Annotated in this window: 15 protein-coding genes; 8 read left to right on the top strand and 7 right to left on the bottom strand. The window is 70.0% G+C overall.

The window, feature by feature from the left end:
• Positions 1-12: 12 nt before the first annotated feature.
• Positions 13-678: a GntR family transcriptional regulator gene (locus A37W_RS0119505; protein WP_018304735.1), complete on the top strand. Its 666-nt coding sequence runs from the start codon at positions 13-15 to the stop codon at positions 676-678.
• A 266-nt stretch (positions 679-944) separates the two neighbouring features.
• Positions 945-1,328: a hypothetical protein gene (locus tag A37W_RS0119510; RefSeq protein ID WP_018304736.1), complete on the top strand. Its 384-nt coding sequence runs from the start codon at positions 945-947 to the stop codon at positions 1,326-1,328.
• A gap of 8 nt (positions 1,329-1,336) precedes the next feature.
• On the opposite strand, the gene A37W_RS0119515 is transcribed toward A37W_RS0119510, so the two are convergent.
• The gene (locus tag A37W_RS0119515) at positions 1,337-2,434 is read right to left on the bottom strand and encodes an ABC transporter ATP-binding protein (protein ID WP_018304737.1); all 1,098 of its coding nucleotides are present in this window, start codon (positions 2,432-2,434) and stop codon (positions 1,337-1,339) included.
• A 137-nt stretch (positions 2,435-2,571) separates the two neighbouring features.
• Here A37W_RS0119515 and A37W_RS0119520 point away from each other — a divergent pair, with 137 nt between their 5' ends.
• The 4 genes from A37W_RS0119520 to malG all read left to right on the top strand — a co-directional run bounded on the left by A37W_RS0119520 (position 2,572) and on the right by malG (position 8,121).
• A complete protein-coding gene (locus A37W_RS0119520; RefSeq protein WP_018304738.1) occupies positions 2,572-4,209 on the top strand; it encodes an alpha-glucosidase in 1,638 nt (545 codons plus the stop codon).
• A gap of 124 nt (positions 4,210-4,333) precedes the next feature.
• On the top strand, positions 4,334-5,503 hold the full coding sequence (gene malE / locus A37W_RS0119525) for a maltose/maltodextrin ABC transporter substrate-binding protein MalE (RefSeq protein ID WP_018304739.1): 1,170 nt from the start codon (positions 4,334-4,336) through the stop codon (positions 5,501-5,503).
• Positions 5,504-5,609: 106 nt separating this feature from the next.
• Positions 5,610-7,106, top strand: a complete 1,497-nt coding sequence (malF, locus tag A37W_RS0119530; RefSeq protein WP_086017015.1) for a maltose ABC transporter permease MalF — start codon at positions 5,610-5,612, stop codon at positions 7,104-7,106.
• Positions 7,107-7,230: 124 nt separating this feature from the next.
• Complete coding sequence (malG, locus tag A37W_RS0119535) at positions 7,231-8,121, top strand: maltose ABC transporter permease MalG (protein ID WP_018304741.1); 891 nt, start codon at positions 7,231-7,233, stop codon at positions 8,119-8,121.
• 135 nt (positions 8,122-8,256) lie between these two features.
• Here the strand turns inward: malG and argF are convergent, their stop codons facing one another.
• The 3 genes from argF to A37W_RS0119550 all read right to left on the bottom strand — a co-directional run bounded on the left by argF (position 8,257) and on the right by A37W_RS0119550 (position 11,418).
• Positions 8,257-9,162: an ornithine carbamoyltransferase gene (gene argF, locus A37W_RS0119540; RefSeq protein ID WP_018304742.1), complete on the bottom strand. Its 906-nt coding sequence runs from the start codon at positions 9,160-9,162 to the stop codon at positions 8,257-8,259.
• A 91-nt stretch (positions 9,163-9,253) separates the two neighbouring features.
• On the bottom strand, positions 9,254-10,429 hold the full coding sequence (locus tag A37W_RS0119545) for an aspartate aminotransferase family protein (protein ID WP_018304743.1): 1,176 nt from the start codon (positions 10,427-10,429) through the stop codon (positions 9,254-9,256).
• Positions 10,430-10,614: 185 nt separating this feature from the next.
• Positions 10,615-11,418, bottom strand: a complete 804-nt coding sequence (locus tag A37W_RS0119550) for an ABC transporter permease (protein WP_018304744.1) — start codon at positions 11,416-11,418, stop codon at positions 10,615-10,617.
• Between the two features lie 152 nt (positions 11,419-11,570).
• Here A37W_RS0119550 and A37W_RS0119555 point away from each other — a divergent pair, with 152 nt between their 5' ends.
• Entirely contained in the window at positions 11,571-12,152 is a 582-nt protein-coding gene (locus A37W_RS0119555; RefSeq protein WP_018304745.1) for a GcrA family cell cycle regulator, read from the top strand.
• A gap of 227 nt (positions 12,153-12,379) precedes the next feature.
• Here the strand turns inward: A37W_RS0119555 and A37W_RS0119560 are convergent, their stop codons facing one another.
• On the bottom strand, positions 12,380-13,474 hold the full coding sequence (locus A37W_RS0119560) for an endonuclease/exonuclease/phosphatase family protein (protein ID WP_018304746.1): 1,095 nt from the start codon (positions 13,472-13,474) through the stop codon (positions 12,380-12,382).
• Between the two features lie 28 nt (positions 13,475-13,502).
• A complete protein-coding gene (locus A37W_RS0119565; RefSeq protein ID WP_018304747.1) occupies positions 13,503-14,708 on the bottom strand; it encodes a mechanosensitive ion channel family protein in 1,206 nt (401 codons plus the stop codon).
• A gap of 107 nt (positions 14,709-14,815) precedes the next feature.
• Here A37W_RS0119565 and rimO point away from each other — a divergent pair, with 107 nt between their 5' ends.
• Complete coding sequence (gene rimO, locus A37W_RS0119570; RefSeq protein ID WP_026198623.1) at positions 14,816-16,189, top strand: 30S ribosomal protein S12 methylthiotransferase RimO; 1,374 nt, start codon at positions 14,816-14,818, stop codon at positions 16,187-16,189.
• Between the two features lie 4 nt (positions 16,190-16,193).
• Here rimO and A37W_RS0119575 read toward each other — a convergent pair whose 3' ends face one another.
• Positions 16,194-16,724 (bottom strand): chitin binding peritrophin-A domain-containing protein, encoded by a 531-nt coding sequence (locus A37W_RS0119575; RefSeq protein ID WP_018304749.1) that lies wholly within the window; start codon positions 16,722-16,724, stop codon positions 16,194-16,196.
• Positions 16,725-16,776: the final 52 nt, after the last annotated feature.

Here is a 16,776-nt window from a genome sequence, read left to right on the forward strand (position 1 = left end):
ACAGACTGCGCCATGATCCCGCAGCCGCCCCCGCCCCGCCCGGCCGACGCGCCGTCCACCGGCGCCGCCCACGACCGCGTCTACCGGGCGCTGCGCACGCGGATCATGCACGGCGAGGCCGCTCCGGGCGCGGCGCTGACGCTGCGCGGCATCGCGCGGGAGTTCGGCGTCTCGATGACTCCGGCCCGCGAGGCGGTGCGGCGGCTGGCGGCGGAAGGCGCCCTGCAGGTCAGCTCGTCGGGGCGGATCGCGACGCCCGAGCTGACGAACGAGCGGATCGAGGAGCTGGCCTCTCTGCGGGCCATGCTGGAGCCGGAGCTCGCCAGCCGCGCCCTGCCCCGCGCCCACTTCGCCCTGATCGACCGGCTGGAGCAGATCAACCACGGCGTCAGCCAGATGGTGATGCGCCACGACGCCCCCGGCTATATCCGGCTGAACCTGGAGTTCCATCGCACGCTGTATCTGCGGGCGCAGGCGCCCGCGATCCTCGCACTGACCGAGACGGTCTGGCTGCAGCTCGGCCCCACGATGAGCGCGCTCTACGGCCGCCTTCGCCGCACCGAACCGCCGCCGCACCACCGCCTGATCCTCGCCGCCCTGCGCGCCGGCGACGAGCCGGGGCTGCGGCTTGCCGTGCGGACGGACGTGAGCCAGGGGCTGCGGATGCTGAAGGGTTGAGGCACGCGCCCGCGCCGGGCCGGGGCGGGTGGGACGGTGGAGGCCGGCCGGGAGCGCATGGACGGTGAATACCCGTCCCGGGCCTGACCCGGGACCACCCCGGGTCCGCCTGCGCTCACGATCGGCGGGGCCCCGGCGCGAGGCGGGGCGGGTTTGCGGGATCAGAGGCCGGCGACTCCTGAAGGCAAAGGGAGGCTCGGTCGCCCGGCTTGCCAAACAATAGTAAATCTGTCAGGAATTACCCGAACGCCTCCGGAGACCGACCCATGCACGCCAAAGGCAGCGCCCCCGTCGGCAGCTACGACGACCTCGATCCCCTCGGCCGCGCCGCCGTGTCGTGCCTGCGCGCCCTGCGGCGGGACGCCGCCCTGCCGGCCGCGGGACCGCTCGCGGACCTCTGCGGGCTCTGCGCTCGCTTCGGCCGGCGGCCGCTCTCGGCCCATGCCGAGGAATGTCCCTGCCTCGGCGGCGACGAGGCCTGCTTCGCCCGGCTCGTGGAACTGGCGGCGGCGGGAGAGCGGGAGGAGGCGCTGATGCTGGCGATGCTGCTCGTCCGCGCGGACGTGGCGCCGCTCGCCGTGGCGATGGCCGAGCAGGCGGGACTGGGCGTGATGCGGATGGCGACGGGCGCAGGCGCCCGAGTGCACTAGAGACGGCCCTAGGCCCGCGTGTCGATCCGGACGCCCGTCCCGCGATCAAAGAACGACAGCGCAGCACGATCCACCGCCAGCCCCACCTGCCCCACCGAATCCTCGCGGATGCGACCCGGCAGACGGGCGGTGATCGCCTTGCCGCCCAGCCGGAAGGACAGATACGCCTCGGCGCCCGTGTTCTCGATCATCGTCGGCGTCACCGTCAGGTCGGCCGGCCCGCGGGCCAGCGACAGGTGCTCCGGCCGAATGCCGAGGATCAGCTCCTCCGGCAGGCCCGGCGCCGGCCAGCCCGGCCCCATGGCCAGCGTGACGTCGCCGAGGTCGAGCCCGCCCTCCGTCACCCGCGCCGGCACCAGGTTCATCGGCGGCGAGCCCATGAAGTCGGCGACGAAGGTGTTGGCGGGGCGGTCGTAGATCTCCTCCGGCGTCGCCACCTGCTGCACCACGCCGCCCTTGAGGACCACGATCCGGCTGGCCAGCGTCATCGCCTCGATCTGGTCGTGGGTCACGTAGACGATGGAGGCGCCGGTCGTCTGGTGCAGGCGCTTGATCTCGGCCCGCATCTCGACCCGCAGCTTGGCGTCGAGGTTCGACAGGGGCTCGTCGAACAGGAACAGCTTCGGCTCGCGCACCAGCGCGCGCCCCATCGCCACCCGCTGCCGCTGCCCGCCCGACAGCTGCGCGGGCTGGCGGTCCAGCAGGTGGTCGATCTGCAGCAGCGTCGCGACCTCGCGGACCTTCGCCTCGCGCGCGTCCTTCGGGACCCGGCGGATCTTCATGCCGAAGCCGATGTTCTCGCCGACCGACATCGTGGGGTAGAGCGCGTAGGACTGGAACACCATCGCGATGTCGCGGTCCTTCGGCGGCTCCTGCGTGACATCGCGGCCGGCGATCCTCAGCTCCCCGGCGGTGATCTCCTCCAGGCCTGCGATGCAGTTGAGCAGGGTCGACTTGCCGCAGCCGGACGGGCCGACGAGGACGAGGAACTCGCCCCTGGCCATCTCGATCGAGATGTCCTTCAGGACCTCGACCGCACCGTAGCTCTTGACGAGGTGGCGGGTCTCCAGCGCTGGCGCACCCGCGCCGCCGGCATCGAGCGCCATGGCCGCCCCTCCCCTGCTTGCAAATGAAGCATGAAGCGCACCTCGCGCACTTGTAAAGCGCCCGCACGCTGGCATGGGCGGGGGACCCGTGTTAGCGCGAACGGAATTTTCCGGGCCATGGACGAAAGGCGAAGACGATGCGGGAATGGTGGCGCGACGCGGTGATCTACCAGATCTACCCCCGGTCCTATCAGGACAGCAACGGCGACGGCCTCGGCGACCTCAAGGGCATCACCCAGCGGCTGGAACACGTCGCGTCCCTCGGCGTGGACGCGATCTGGCTGTCGCCCTTCTTCACCTCGCCCGACAAGGACATGGGCTACGACGTCTCGGACTACACCGACGTCTCGCCGATCTACGGCACGCTCGGCGACTTCGACGCGCTGATGGCCGAGGCGCACCGGCTGGAGCTGAAGGTCATCATCGACCAGGTCCTGTCGCACACCTCGGACCAGCACCCCTGGTTCGCCGAGAGCCGGTCGTCCCGCGACAACCCCAAGGCCGACTGGTACGTCTGGGCCGACCCGAAACAGGACGGCACCCCGCCGAACAACTGGCTGTCGATCTTCGGCGGCTCGGCGTGGATGTTCGACACCCGCCGGCACCAGTACTACCTGCACAACTTCGTCAAGGAGCAGCCGGACCTCAACTTCCACAACCCCGAAGTCGTGGACGCCGTCCTCGACGTGATGAAGTTCTGGCTGGACCGCGGCGTCGACGGCTTCCGCCTCGACACGGTGAACTTCTACGTCCACGACGCCAGCCTGAAGGACAACCCGCCGGCCGGCTGGAACGAGTTCCCCAACAACCCCTACGACGCGCAGCAGCAGATCCACTCCAAGACCCAGCCCGAGAACATCGAGGTGCTGAAGCGGATGCGTGCCCTCACCGACCGCTACCGCGACCGGATGATGGTGGGCGAGGTCGGCGAGGCCGGGACGCGCCAGATCGAGGTGATGGGCGAGTACACGTCCGGCGGCGACAAGCTGCACATGGCCTATTCCTTCGCCATGCTGAGCCACGACCACAGCGCCGCCCACTTCCGCCGCTGCATCGAGGGATTCCAGAAGGACGCGCCGAACGGCTGGCCCTGCTGGTCCTTCTCGAACCACGACGTGATGCGCCACGTCAGCCGCTGGATGGAGCACGAGGACCAGGCCGATCCGATCGCCAAGCAGTCGATCGCGATGCTCTGCTCGTTCCCCGGCACGCTCGGCATCTACCAAGGCGAGGAGCTGGGCCAGCTCGAGACCGACATCCTGTACGACGAGGTGAAGGACACCGCCAACATCGCCTTCTGGCCGGAATACAAGGGCCGCGACGGCTGCCGCACGCCGATGGTGTGGGAGCACGACAAGGCGCATTGCGGCTTCTCCGAGGTGCAGCCCTGGCTGCCGGTGAAGGCGCCGCAGGCCGCCCGCGCGGTGGACCTGCAGGAGCATCGGGCCTCGTCGGTGCTGGAGGCCTACCGCGAGACGATCGGCTTCCGCCGCCAGCGCGAGGAGCTGCGCCTCGGCACCACCCGCTTCCTCGACCTGCCCGAGCCGATCCTCGCCATCGTGCGCGAGCACGAAGGCTCCGTCCTCACCTGCGTCTTCAACCTCTCCGCCGACGAGCACCGCCTCGAGATGCCCGGCGACGCGCACCCCGTCGGCCCCCGCGACGCGCAGCTGAAGCAGCACGTCCTCGACCTCCCGCCCCACGGCTTCGCCTTCCTCGAGTCGCACGACGCGGTGGAGCTGAAATGGGTGGAGGGAAGCACCCCTGCCGAGTGACCCCCGGGGCGACGCCGCGGCCTCACGGGCACGGCCCCTCAAGGCTCTGGCGCGGCGCGCAACCTGTGCTAGCGTTCTTCTCAGAGGGGTCGCCCGAAGGGCGGCCCCACCCAGGGAGGACACCATGACGAACAGGACCACCGCGGCGCTGGCCGCGCTGCTGTCGGCGACCGCGCTGCCCGCGGTCGCGCTCGAGGACGGCGAACTTCTGATCTGGACCGGCTCCAACCGGGACCAGCCGGCGCTGGAAGAGGTCGCCGCCCGCTTCACCGAAGATTACGGCGTGCCGGTCACCGTCGAGGTCGTGGATCCCGACCTCACCGATAAGTTCCAGCAGGCCGCGGCCACCGGCGACGGGCCGGACATCTTTCTCTGGGCGCACGACCGCTTCGGCGAGTGGGCCGCGGGCGGCCTGATCGCTCCGGTCGATCCGGGCGAGGACTGGACCCGCGGCATCCTGCCCTCGGCGATGGAGGCGGTGCAGTTCGACGGCCGCACCTGGGGCTATCCCGTCTCGGTCGAGGCGGTGACGCAGGTCTACAACAAGGCGCTGCTGGACGAGCCCTACGGCAGTCTCGAGGAGATCGCGGAGGCCGAGCTGCCCGAGGGCGTCACGCCGATCCTCTGGGACTACAACAACACCTACTTCACCATGCCGCTCCTGATGGCGAACGGCGGCTTCGCCTTCCAGAAGGTCGACGGCGTCTATGACGGCTCCACCACCGGCGTGAACACCGACGGCGCGATCCAGGGCGCCGAGGCGATGCGCGCCCTGTTCGACGCGGGCGTCCTGCCGGCGGGCGTGGATTACGGCGTGATGGACGGCGCGATGGCCGGCGGCGAGGTCGCGGCGGTGCTGAACGGCCCGTGGTCTTGGGGCGTCTACCGCGACGCCGGGATCGACGTCGGCGTCGCCCCGATCCCGACCGTGAACGGCCAGGTCAGCCCGCCCTTCCTCGGCGTGCAGGTCCTCGGCATCAACGCCGCCTCGCCGAACCAGGACCTCGCGGTGGAGTTCATCGAACAGTACCTCACCACCGACGAGGGCCTCGCCACCTGGAACGCCAACGGCGCCCTCGGCGCGCTCGCGGACGAAAGCGCGGCGGCAAGCCAGGACGACGAGCTGGTCGCCGGCATGCTGGAGGTCGCGGCGACGGGCGTGCCGATGCCGTCGAACCCCGAGATGGGCGCCTTCTGGTCGGCGATGCAGCCGGCGCTGACGAACATCACCACCGGCGCGCAGTCCCCGGCGGACGCGCTGAACGACGCCGCCGCCCGGATCACCGGCGAATAACCGAACAGGGGGGCGGCCCGCCGCCCCCTCCCCTCCGGCGCCTGCAGAGGACGCGCCCATCTCCACCCTCGCCGACATCCCGGACGAGAGCCCGCGCGGCACCGCGCTGCGCCTCGCGCTGACCGGCGCCATCGTCCTGCTGCTCCTCTACGCCGCGTTCCTGCTCTACCAGATCACCCTGCCGATCTTCGGCGTGATCGTGCTGCTGCTCGCCCTCGGCATCGCGCTGGTCTTCGGGGCGAAGCGCTTCTACGGCGCGCGGTTCATCTTCCCCGGCATCGCGGCGGTGCTGATCTTCATCGCCTTCCCGGTCGTCTACACGATCTGGCTGGGCTTCACGAACTACTCCTCCTTCAACCTCCTCAGCTACGAGCGCGCGGTCGAGGTCCTGCTCTCGCGCGGCACCGTCGATCCCGACACCGAGACGCCCTTCGCGGTGGCCGAAGGCGACGGCGGCTACCGCATCTGGCTGCCGGACGCCGGGCTCCTCTCGGACCCGGTGGAGCTGATCGAGGGCGAGGAGGAGGCCGCGCCCCTCGCCCCGGCGGACGAGCCTGCCGCTCTCCTCGCCCCCCGCGACGCGATCCCGCTCCGCGGCGGCCTGCAGACGCTGACCCTGACGACGCCGGAGGGCGTCGAGCTGCGCAACTCCGGCCTGCGCTCCTTCGCCCGCGTGACGCCGGAATACCGCCGCACCGGCGAGGAGACGCTGGAGCGGACCGAGGACGGCGCGACCCTCACCGCCGACCATTCCGTCGGCTTCTTCACCACGCCCGAGGGCGAGCGCGTCCCGCCCGGCTGGCGTGTCGGCATCGGCCTGGACAATTTCGAACGGATCTTCACCAGCCGCGGCGTCCGCGGTCCGATGCTGACGATCTTCGTCTGGACGGTGGTGTTCGCGGCCCTGTCGGTCGTCTTCACCTTCGCCGTCGGCCTGACGCTGGCGGTGATCCTGCAATGGCCGCACCTGCGGGGGAAGGCGTTCTACCGGATCGCGCTGATCCTGCCCTACGCGGTGCCGGCCTTCATCTCGATCCTCGTCTTCAAGGGGCTGTTCAACCAGAGCTTCGGCGAGATCAATCTGATCCTCGAGGCGCTCTTCGGCGTCCGCCCCGACTGGTTCACGAACGGCACGACCGCGCGGGTGATGCTGCTGATCGTGAACACCTGGCTCGGCTATCCCTACATGATGCTGCTGGCGATGGGCTTCCTGCAGGCGGTGCCCGAGGACCACAAGAAGGCCGCCGCGCTGGAGGGGGCCTCGGCGCTGCGGGTGTTCTTCACCATCACCCTGCCGCAGATCATCCCGCCGTTCCTGCCGCTGATGATCGCCAGCTTCGCCTTCAACTTCAACAACCTGGTGCTCGTCCTGCTGCTCACGAACGGCGGCCCCGACATCCCGGGCACGGTGATCCCCGCCGGCCGCACCGACATCCTCGCCAGCTTCACCTACCGCATGGCGTTCGACGACAGCGGCACCCAGTTCGGCCTCGCGGGCGCGATCACGCTGATCATCTTCCTGATCGTCGCCACGATGAGCTACCTCAACTTCGTCGCGCTCCGCCGCGCCGCCGCCCGCCGCTCGGGGAGGCCCGCGGCATGAGAGCCTCGGCGTCCAGGGAGCGCCGACCCGCTGCTCCTATCTTGCTGCAAATACCTCTCGGGGGGGCGGCGTCAGCCGCGGGGGGCAGACAGCCCCCCTCCCCGGCCGCCACGGGAGACGCCCCATGATCGTCGAGCGCCCCCGCGACCTCAGGATCAAGAAGATCCTCGCCCACGGCTTCCTCCTGGTCTTCCTGGCGCTGATCCTGTTCCCGTTCCTGATGGTGATCTCGATCTCGTTCCGGGAAGGCAACTTCACCACCGGCGACCTGCTGCCGCGCAACCCGACGCTGGAGCACTGGGTCCTCGCCTTCGGCCAGCCCTACACCCGCGCCAGCGGCGAGGTGATCCAGCCGCCCTATCCGGTCCTGCTGTGGATGTGGAACTCGATCAAGATCGGGCTGATCGCCTCGGTCGGCGTCCTCGCCGTCGCCACCGTCTCGGCCTATGCGTTCAGCCGCATCCGGATCCGCGGCAAGGGGGTCATGCTGGACGGGCTGTTCCTGATCCAGATGTTCCCGACCACGCTGGCCCTCGTCGCGATCTACGCGATCTTCGATGCGCTGAGCGAGGTGACGCCGGCCCTCGGCCTCGACAGCCACCTGTCGCTGATCCTGATCTACCTCAGCGGCGTGACCCTGCACATCTGGACGATCAAGGGCTACTTCGACAGCGTGGACGTCGCGCTCGACAAGGCCGCCGCGATCGACGGCGCGTCGCCCTGGCAGACGTTCCGCTACGTATTCCTGCCGCTGGCGGTGCCGATCATGGCGGTGGTGTTCGTGCTGACCTTCATCGGCGTCGTGAACGACTACCCGATCGCAAGCGTGCTGATCCGGTCGGAGGACAAGATGACGCTGGCGGTGGGGTCGCGCCTCTACCTCAACGAGTTCCGCTACCTCTGGGGCGACTTCGCGGCGGCGGCGATCCTGTCGGGACTGCCGATCACGGTCGTGTTCCTGATTGCCCAGCGGTATCTGGTCAGCGGATTGTCGGAAGGCGCGGTGAAGGGGTAGCGCGAAGAAATTTCGGGAAATTTCTTCTGGCGGCAGAACGAAATTCGTCGAATTTCGTTCGCGCCGGGGCGGGCGCCGCAAGCCGCGTTGACGCGGCTTGCCACGAGCCTTCCGTCGACCGGCGGCGACCGGCGCTCACGCCCCCAGACACCAGCGCATGATCGCCTTCTGCGCGTGCAGCCGGTTCTCCGCCTCGTCCCAGATCACCGAGGCCGGGCCGTCCATCACCTCGGACGTCACCTCGTCGTCGCGGTGCGCGGGCAGGCAATGCATGAACAGCGCGCCCGTCCCCGCCTGCGCCATCAGCTGCCGGTTCACCTGGTAGGGCCGCAGCTGGTTGTGCCGCCGCTCGCGCGCCGATTGCGGGTCGTGCATCGACACCCAGGTGTCGGTGACGACGAGGTCGGCGCCCGTGACCGCCTTCGCCGGGTCCCGCTCGGTCCGGTAGAGGCCGTCCAGGCGGCGGTCGGGGTCCAGCGTCTCGGGGCCGGTGAAGGTGAGGTCGAAGCCGAACTGCTTCGCCGCATGGGCGAAGCTGGCGAAGACGTTGTTGCCGTCGCCGGACCAGACGACCTTGCGGCCGGCGATCGGCCCGCGATGCTCCTCGAAGGTCATGACGTCGGCCATGATCTGGCATGGGTGGCTGGCGTTGGTCAGGCCGTTGATCACGGGCACCGTCGCGTGCTCGGCCATCTCCAGCAGCGTCTGTTCCTCGAAGGTGCGGATCATGATGAGATCGACATAGCGAGACAGGACGCGGGCGGTGTCGGCGATGGTCTCGCCATGGCCGAGCTGCATCTCGCTGCCGGACAGCACCATCGTCTGTCCGCCCATCTGCCGCACGCCCACGTCGAAGCTGACGCGGGTCCGGGTCGATGGCTTCTCGAAGATCAGCGCGACCATGTGGCCGGCGAGCGGCTGGTCGTCGTCGGGCGTGCCCTTGGGCTTGCCGGCGCGGGCGTCCTTCATGGCGCGGGCGCTGTCGAGGATGGCCCGGAGCTGGGCCGGGTCGGTCTTGTCGATGTCGAGGAAGCTTTGCATCTGTCGGTCTTTCTTCGGCCGGGGTCAGGGGGGCGCTGCCCCCGGCCCGTTCCGGGCCTCCCCCCGGAGGTATTTGGAGCAAGATAGGAGGCTATTGGGTCTTCAGGCGAGAGGCCGCGCGCTCCAGCCGGGCCAGCGCCTCGGCGATGTCGGCGTCGGGGATGTTGAGCGCGGGCAGGAGGCGCAGCGTCTGGTCGGCGGCGGCGACGGTCAGCAGCTGCTCGTCCCGGGCCGCGGCGACGAGGTCGGCGGGGGGGCGGCGCATCTTCAGGCCGAGGATCAGGCCCTGGCCGCGAACGTCCTCGAAGAGGTCCGGGTGGGCGGCGACCAGCGCCTCGAGGCCCTGCCGGAACAGGCCGGCCTTGCGGTTCACCTCGGCGAGGAAGTCCGGTTGCGAGACGATCTCGACCACCTTGGCGCCGATGGCGCAGCCGAGCGGGTTGCCGCCGTAGGTGGAGCCGTGGGTGCCGACGCCCATGCCGGCCGCCGCCGCCTCGGTCGCGAGGACGGCGCCGAGGGGGAAGCCGCCGCCGATGCCCTTGGCGACCATCATGATGTCGGGCGTGATGCCGGCCCATTCGTGGGCGAAGAGGCGCCCGGTGCGGCCCATGCCGCACTGCACCTCGTCGAAGATGAGCAGCGCGCCGGTGGCGTCGCAGGCCTCGCGCAGGCCCTTGAGGCAGACGTCCGGCAACGGACGGATGCCGCCCTCGCCCTGGATCGGCTCGACCAGCACGGCGCCGACGTCCGGCTCGGCCATCGCGGCCTTCAGCGCCTCGTGGTCGCCGAACGGCAGGACGGTGAAGCCGGGCAGCACGGGGCCGAAGCCCCCGATCATCTTCTCGGACCCGGCCGCGGCGATGGCGGCGGAGGAGCGGCCGTGGAAGGCGCCTTCGAAGGTGAGGATGCGGAAGCGCTCGTCGCCTTTGGCGGACCAGTATTTCCGCGCCATCTTCACCGCCAGCTCGCACGCCTCGGTGCCGGAATTGGTGAAGAAGCAGGTGTCGGCGAAGGTGTGTTCGGTGAGAAGCTCGGCCAGACGCTCCTGCTCGGGGATGCGGTAGAGGTTGGAGACGTGCCAGAGCCGCTGCGACTGCTCCTGCATCACCGCCACCAGCTCGGGCGCGGCATGGCCGAGGGCGTTCACCGCGATGCCCGAGCCGAGGTCGAGATATCGAGTCCCGTCCTCGGCGGTCAGCCAGGAGCCTTCGCCCCTGGTGAAGGCGAGCGGGGCACGGGAATAGGTCGGCAGGACGGCAGGGATCATTGTGGGGGGTCCGGGTACTGGGGCCTGTCGGCGCCATTGAGCGGCGGGGGCCAAGGAAATGTCAACGCGGGGCGCGGGCCGGTCGGGCCGCGGAGGCGGTCAGCGGCGTCGGAGGCCGGAGAGGGCGGGCGCGAAGATCATGCCACGGCCATAGCCGAAGCCGGACGCGGGGGAAAGCCCCGGCGTCACGCCTTCAGCCGGTAGCCCTTCGCCAGCCAGCGCCAGGCGATCCCGCCAATGATCGCGGTGGCGAGCGCGACGACCGCGAGGCCGAGGAGCGGCGAGCTGTCCGAGACGCCGATCGTGCCGCGCCGCACGCCGTCGATGACGTAGAAGACGGGGTTGGCGTGGCTGATCGTCTGCAGGACCGGCGGCATCGCCTCGAGCGAGTAGAAGGTGCCGCTGAGGAACGCGAGCGGGGTCACGACGAAGTTGGTGATCGCGGCCAGCTGATCGAACTTGTTGGCGTAGATCCCGGCGATCAGTCCGAGCGCGCCCATCATCGCCGAGCCGAGGACGACGAAGACGAGGACGAGCAGAGGGTTCTGCACCGCGACACCGAGAAAGGCCCACGCCCCGAGCGCGATCACCACGCCCACGAACAGCCCGCGGGCGACGGCGCCGGCAAGGTAGCCGGCCAGGATCTCGCCCGCCGACAGCGGCGGCATCAGCGTGTCCACGATGTTGCCCTGCACCTTGGCCGACGCCATCGAGGAGGACGTGTTGGCGAAGGCGTTCTGGATCACCGTCATCGTCAGCAGGCCGGGGACCAGGAACGTCATGTAGGGCACGCCCATCACGTCCGGGCGGCCGGGGCCGATGGCGATCGAGAAGATCAGCAGGAACAGGCCCGCGTTGATCAGCGGCGCCATCACGGTCTGCGACCAGACGTTCATGAAGCGGCGCACCTCGCGCACCGCCAGCGTCCAGGTCCCCAGCCAGTTCACCCGGCCGAACCGCCGCACTCCCGCGTCCAGTGCCATGCTCATGTCCCCTTCCGGCTCCGCCGGCCGTCTTACCAGCCCGGGCCCCGGCGGCAACCGCCCGCCGGTCGCCTTGAAAGCGCGGGGGCGCGGTTGTATCTCAGCGCCTCGCCCGTCTAGTATCGTCCCGCCTGCCCGACAATCTCCCGGAGGAACCCATGTCCTGGACCGACGAACGCGTCGAGACGCTCAAGCGGATGTGGACCGAGGGACAGTCGGCCAGCCAGATCGCCAAGGAGCTGGGCGGCGTGACCCGCAACGCCGTGATCGGCAAGGTGCACCGTCTCGGCCTGTCGAACCGCGTGGGCGGAGCGCCCGAGCCCGCGGCGGCCGCCGCGCCCAGGCCGGCCGCGCCCGCCCCCGAGAAACCCGCGCCGCGGCCCGCCGCCGCCGAGGACGCACCGGCCCCCGAGCTAGCCGAGAAGAAGGACCCCGAGCCCATTCCCATGAGCCCCGCACGCAAGGCGATCATCCCCGCCGGCCAGCCGCTGCCGCCGCAGCCGTCGGCCAACGAGATCTCTCCCGAGGCCCTCGCCAAGGTGACCGAGATCGAGAAGCAGGCGAAGAAGCTGACCCTGATGGAACTGACCGAACGGACCTGCAAGTGGCCTGTCGGCGATCCGGCGACCGAGAACTTCTGGTTCTGCGGCCTGCCGGTCCAGCAGGGCAAGCCGTACTGCGAGGCCCATGTCGGCGTCGCGTTCCAGCCGATGAGCTCGCGCCGCGACCGGCGGCGCTGACGGCCCGACGCCTTTCCATCTTTCGTCTAAGAGACGGCTGAGCGGAGCGGCTGCAGCCGCATGAGCGCCTGCGCCCCGGGGGCAGGCCGCACGGGCCGGCCGCGGCGCGAGCCGGCTCGCTGTCCGTCCGGTCCGATCGACGCCCGGCGAGCGTCATCCTTGCCTGCCTTTCTCGACAGGGAGGTGCGCACCCCCCCTGCTCCCCGAGGTCGGACGAAGGGGCGGGGTTAATTCTCGTCCTCCCAGTGGGCGCCGATCGGCTCGCGCTTGTCACGGCGCTCCTCCTCGGCCATTTCCTCGATCTCCTCGCGATCCTCCTCGGTCGCCTTCTCCGGCGACTCGTCGGAACCATTCCTCTCGGCGAGCGCGAGGCGGAACAGCATCGGAAAATGGTCCGAGCCGATGTCGGGCAGGCGTTGCATCTCGATCAGCCGGAACCGCGGGTGGTGGAACAGGTGGTCCAGGGGCCAGCGCCAGACCGGCACATGGGCATGGAATGTGTTGAAGAAGCCGCGTCCGACCCGGGGATCGAGATAGCCCGACAGCCGCTGGAAGCGCCGCGTCGTACGGCTCCACGCCACGTCGTTGAGGTCGCCCGCGACCACGGCCGGCGTCGGGTCCTTGGCCACCTCCATCCCGACGAGGCCGATCTCGGCGTCGCGGCCGTCGGTGGAGTGATACGGCACCGGCGGCTCGGGGTGCAGGATGTACAGGTGCATCAGCTCCCCGCCCAGCCGGACGGTCGCGCGCAGTGACGGCACGCCCTCGCGCAGCAGCTCTCGCCAGTGCACGTTTTCCAGTGGCAGCCGGGAATACAGGCCCATCCCGTAGCCGTTGTCGAGCGCGCGGATGGCGCGGTGCGGGTAGTCTTCATGCAGAACCGACAGCGCCTCGGCCCACTGGTCGTCGATCTCGACGGCGACCATGATGTCGGGCTGGATCTCGCTCGTGAGGTCGATGAGCTTCTGGAAGTCGCGGTTCGATAGCTTGACGTTTGAGGTCAGGACCGAGATGCACCGCGCCTCGTTCGCCGCCAGCGCGGGATCGGCGTCCAGCGACTGGACCCGCGACATCGGGAAGAAGCGGCTGATGTAGGCCAGCTGGTAGAGGGTCGTCGCGATCAGCAGGAGCAGGGCCACGGTGCGCTGCCAATCGGTGAGCGTCCAGGCGGCGAACGGCAGCAGGACGACACCCATGATGATCGCCTGCTGCCGTGCGAAGCTGAAGCTGCGGACCGCGCCGTGCGAGATCCGGCTCAGGGGAATGAGCGTCACCAGCACGACGAACGCGACGAGGACCCAGATCACCGCTGTCAGTATCATTCAGGCCCTTCCCGTCGCCTTGCCCCTTTCATCGCGCAGGCCCCGGCCGCGGTTCCATGACGGGTCCCGCCGCGTCCGTCCGGTCCTGCGCCGGGCGGGCCTCGTCCGGCACGCCCGGCCCGTCCTCCTCCGGGCCGGGCCCGCGCGCGGGTCTGTCCGGGGCCGACCCGGTTCGCGACAGCTCTCCCCGTACCTTCGGCAGGGCGCTCGGATGCGCCTCCTGCAGCCAGGCGACCATCTTCTCGCGCACCTGGCACCGCAGGTCCCAAGCCGCGGGCGAGTTCGCGGCGGACAGCAGTGCGCGGACGGTGATGACGTCCTTGTCCGTTTCGGTGACTTGCAGGTTCACGACCTTGCCGTCCCAAAGCGGGCTGTCTGACGCGAATTCCTTGACCTTTTCCCGCATCTCGCCAATCGGCGCGGTGTAATCGAGGTACCAGAAGACGGTGCCGATGATGTCGGCGTTCTCGCGCGTCCAGTTCTGGAACGGCTGCTCGATGAACTGCGACAGGGGCACGATCAGCCGGCGGAGATCCCAGATGCGCACCACCACGTAGGTCGAGGCGATCTCCTCGATCCAGCCCCACTCCCCCTCGACGATGACCACGTCGTCGATCCGGATCGGCTGGGTCAGCGCGATCTGGATGCCGGCGATCAGGTTCGCCAGCACCGGCCGCGCCGCGAAGCCGAGGACGAGGCCGGCGGCGCCGGCGCTGGCGAACAGGCTGACGCCCCAGGCGCGCACCGTCTCGAACGTGGCCAGCACGCTGCCGAGGGTGACGAGGAAGATCACGACCTTGGCCGACCGCTGCAGGACCCGCATCTGCGTGGCCTGCTTGCGGGCCGTCAGGTTGTCCGTGGCGTCCAGCTGCAGCCGCGCGGTGGAGCGCAGGGCGAACACGTCGACCGCGATCATCGCCATCCAGCCGACGATCACGACGAACAGCGCGAGCGCAGCCTTCGACAGCCCGGCCTGCCACAGGTGCGGCAGGGCCGCGGCGTTCACCAACGCGATGGCAACCAGCATGAGAAGGGCGAGCCGGCTCGGCCGGCGCAGCCGCGGCAGGATCTGCGCCCACATCCCGTGCTTCGGCGTCAGGCGCATGACGATCCGCCAGAAGACGGCGTGGACCACCCACGCAACGAGAAGCCCGGCGCAGACGACGAGCCACGGCCACAGGCCGTCCAGCTGCATGTCGCGCATCGCGGCCTCGATCTCGACGAGGATGTTCATCGGCGCCTCCGGAAAGGGTCGGTCGCCCCGGCAGACTAGCGCCGCAACGCAGCGACGCCACCCCCTGCCCCTTTTCCGCGGGGTCCGGCGCGCGTATGTGGCGCGGCATGACCATGAACCCGCCCGACCTGCGCCCCGACCTCGCGCCCCGCGCCCGTCTGACCGACGCGCCGCGGCCCGGCCAGCCGACCATCGGCATGGTCAGCCTCGGCTGTCCCAAGGCGCTGGTCGATAGCGAGCGCATCCTGACGCGCCTGCGGGCCGAGGGCTACGCGATCTCGCCCGATTACCAGGGCGCCGACGCGGTGATCGTGAATACCTGCGGCTTCCTCGACAGCGCCAAGGCCGAAAGCCTCGACGCGATCGGGGAGGCGCTGACGGCGAACGGCCGCGTCATCGTCACCGGCTGTCTCGGCGCCGAGCCCGACTACATCACCGGCGCACACCCCAAAGTCCTGGCGGTCACGGGCCCGCACCAGTACGAGCAGGTCCTCGACGCCGTCCACGGCGCGGTGCCTCCGGCGCCCGATCCGTTCGTGGACCTGCTGCCCGCGTCGGGGGTGCGGCTGACGCCCCGGCACTACGCCTATCTCAAGATTTCCGAGGGCTGCAATCACCGCTGCAAGTTCTGCATCATCCCCGACATGCGCGGCCGCCTCGCCTCGCGCCCCGCCTACGCCGTGGTCCGCGAGGCGGAGAAGCTGGTCGAAAGCGGCGTGAAGGAGCTGCTGGTCATCAGCCAGGACACCTCCGCCTACGGCGCCGACCGCCGGCACGACACCGAGCGGGGGGTGCGCAACCACATCGACGACCTCGCGCTCGAGCTGGGCAAGCTCGGCGCCTGGGTGCGGCTGCACTACGTCTATCCCTATCCCCGCGTGCGCAACCTGATCCCGATGATGGCCGAGGGGGCGATCCTGCCCTACCTCGACATCCCGTTCCAGCACGCCCACCCCGACACGCTGCGCCGCATGGCCCGCCCCTCGGCCCAGACCGAGACGCTGACCGAGATCGCGGCCTGGCGCGAGGTCTGTCCCGACATCACCCTGCGCTCCACCTTCATCGTCGGCTACCCGGGCGAGACCGAGGCGGAGTTCCAGTACCTCCTCGACTGGCTGGACGAGGCACAGCTCGATCGCGTGGGCTGCTTCCAGTACGAGAACGTCGCCGGGGCGCGGTCGAACGACCTGCCGGGCCACGTGCCGGACGAGGTGAAGCAGGACCGCTGGGATCGCTTCATGGCAAGGGCGCAGGCGATCTCGGCCGCGAAACTGGCCGCCAAGGTCGGAAAAGTGCAGGACGTCATCGTCGATGAGATCGACGCCGACGGCATCGCGACCTGCCGGACGAAGGGCGACGCGCCCGAGATCGACGGCAACCTCTTCATCGACCAGGGCACCGAGGGCCTGGCCCCCGGCGAGATCGTGCGGGTGGAGGTGGACGAGGCCGGCGACTACGACCTGTGGGGCCGCCGCCTGTAATTGCTCAGTAGGTGGTGGGCACGCCGGCGCGGATCGCCTGCTCCAGCGCCTGCTCGGGCCATGACCCCGCGCCACCGCGGACGCGGATCTCCTGCAGCTCCGTCCAGGCGCCGGCATAGTCGCCGAGCTCGAGGTAGGCCATGCCGCGGTAGGACCGCGTCAGCAGCAGGTCCGGGTCGATGTCCAGCGCCGCCTGGTAGAGCGCCAGACCGCCGTCCATGTCGCCACCCTTCCGCAGGGCATAGCCGCGAAGCGTCAGCGCCATGGGATCATCGGCCGGCAGGGTCGCGAGGATCGAAAGCGCGGCATCATAGCGGCCCTCGTAGTTGAGGCGCCGCGCGTCGTTCAGCATCGCGCTGTCCTCGTTCGTGCTCTCCTCCGGCGGCAGGCACGTCTCGGTCGCGATGTCCCAGACGAGGCCGTCGTCGCATGTCTCGGCCGTCGGCGAAGGCTCTGGCGCCGGCGGGGTCTCGGTGCCTACGGCGAAGGCGCTCACGGGGACGAGGGCGAGAGCGGAGGCAAGGACGAGGCGCATGAGCGGTACTCCGGCAGAATGACCTGACGCGAGGGTAACCCGGGCCGTCCGG

The sequence above is a fragment of the Wenxinia marina DSM 24838 genome, assembly GCF_000379485.1.
In the GTDB taxonomy this organism is placed as follows: Bacteria; Pseudomonadota; Alphaproteobacteria; order Rhodobacterales; family Rhodobacteraceae; genus Wenxinia; species Wenxinia marina.

Bases quoted from the DNA above. Each gene is read 5' to 3' on its own strand.
- A37W_RS0119575 (WP_018304749.1), bottom strand. From the start codon at position 16,724: ATGCGCCTCGTCCTTGCCTCCGCTCTCGCCCTCGTCCCCGTGAGCGCC.
- A37W_RS0119505 (WP_018304735.1), top strand. From the start codon at position 13: ATGATCCCGCAGCCGCCCCCGCCCCGCCCGGCCGACGCGCCGTCCACC.
- A37W_RS0119555 (WP_018304745.1), top strand. From the start codon at position 11,571: ATGTCCTGGACCGACGAACGCGTCGAGACGCTCAAGCGGATGTGGACC.
- A37W_RS0119560 (WP_018304746.1), bottom strand. From the start codon at position 13,474: ATGATACTGACAGCGGTGATCTGGGTCCTCGTCGCGTTCGTCGTGCTG.
- argF (WP_018304742.1), bottom strand. From the start codon at position 9,162: ATGCAAAGCTTCCTCGACATCGACAAGACCGACCCGGCCCAGCTCCGG.
- A37W_RS0119510 (WP_018304736.1), top strand. From the start codon at position 945: ATGCACGCCAAAGGCAGCGCCCCCGTCGGCAGCTACGACGACCTCGAT.
- rimO (WP_026198623.1), top strand. From the start codon at position 14,816: ATGACCATGAACCCGCCCGACCTGCGCCCCGACCTCGCGCCCCGCGCC.
- A37W_RS0119565 (WP_018304747.1), bottom strand. From the start codon at position 14,708: ATGAACATCCTCGTCGAGATCGAGGCCGCGATGCGCGACATGCAGCTG.
- A37W_RS0119515 (WP_018304737.1), bottom strand. From the start codon at position 2,434: ATGGCGCTCGATGCCGGCGGCGCGGGTGCGCCAGCGCTGGAGACCCGC.
- malG (WP_018304741.1), top strand. From the start codon at position 7,231: ATGATCGTCGAGCGCCCCCGCGACCTCAGGATCAAGAAGATCCTCGCC.
- A37W_RS0119550 (WP_018304744.1), bottom strand. From the start codon at position 11,418: ATGAGCATGGCACTGGACGCGGGAGTGCGGCGGTTCGGCCGGGTGAAC.
- A37W_RS0119545 (WP_018304743.1), bottom strand. From the start codon at position 10,429: ATGATCCCTGCCGTCCTGCCGACCTATTCCCGTGCCCCGCTCGCCTTC.
- malE (WP_018304739.1), top strand. From the start codon at position 4,334: ATGACGAACAGGACCACCGCGGCGCTGGCCGCGCTGCTGTCGGCGACC.
- A37W_RS0119520 (WP_018304738.1), top strand. From the start codon at position 2,572: ATGCGGGAATGGTGGCGCGACGCGGTGATCTACCAGATCTACCCCCGG.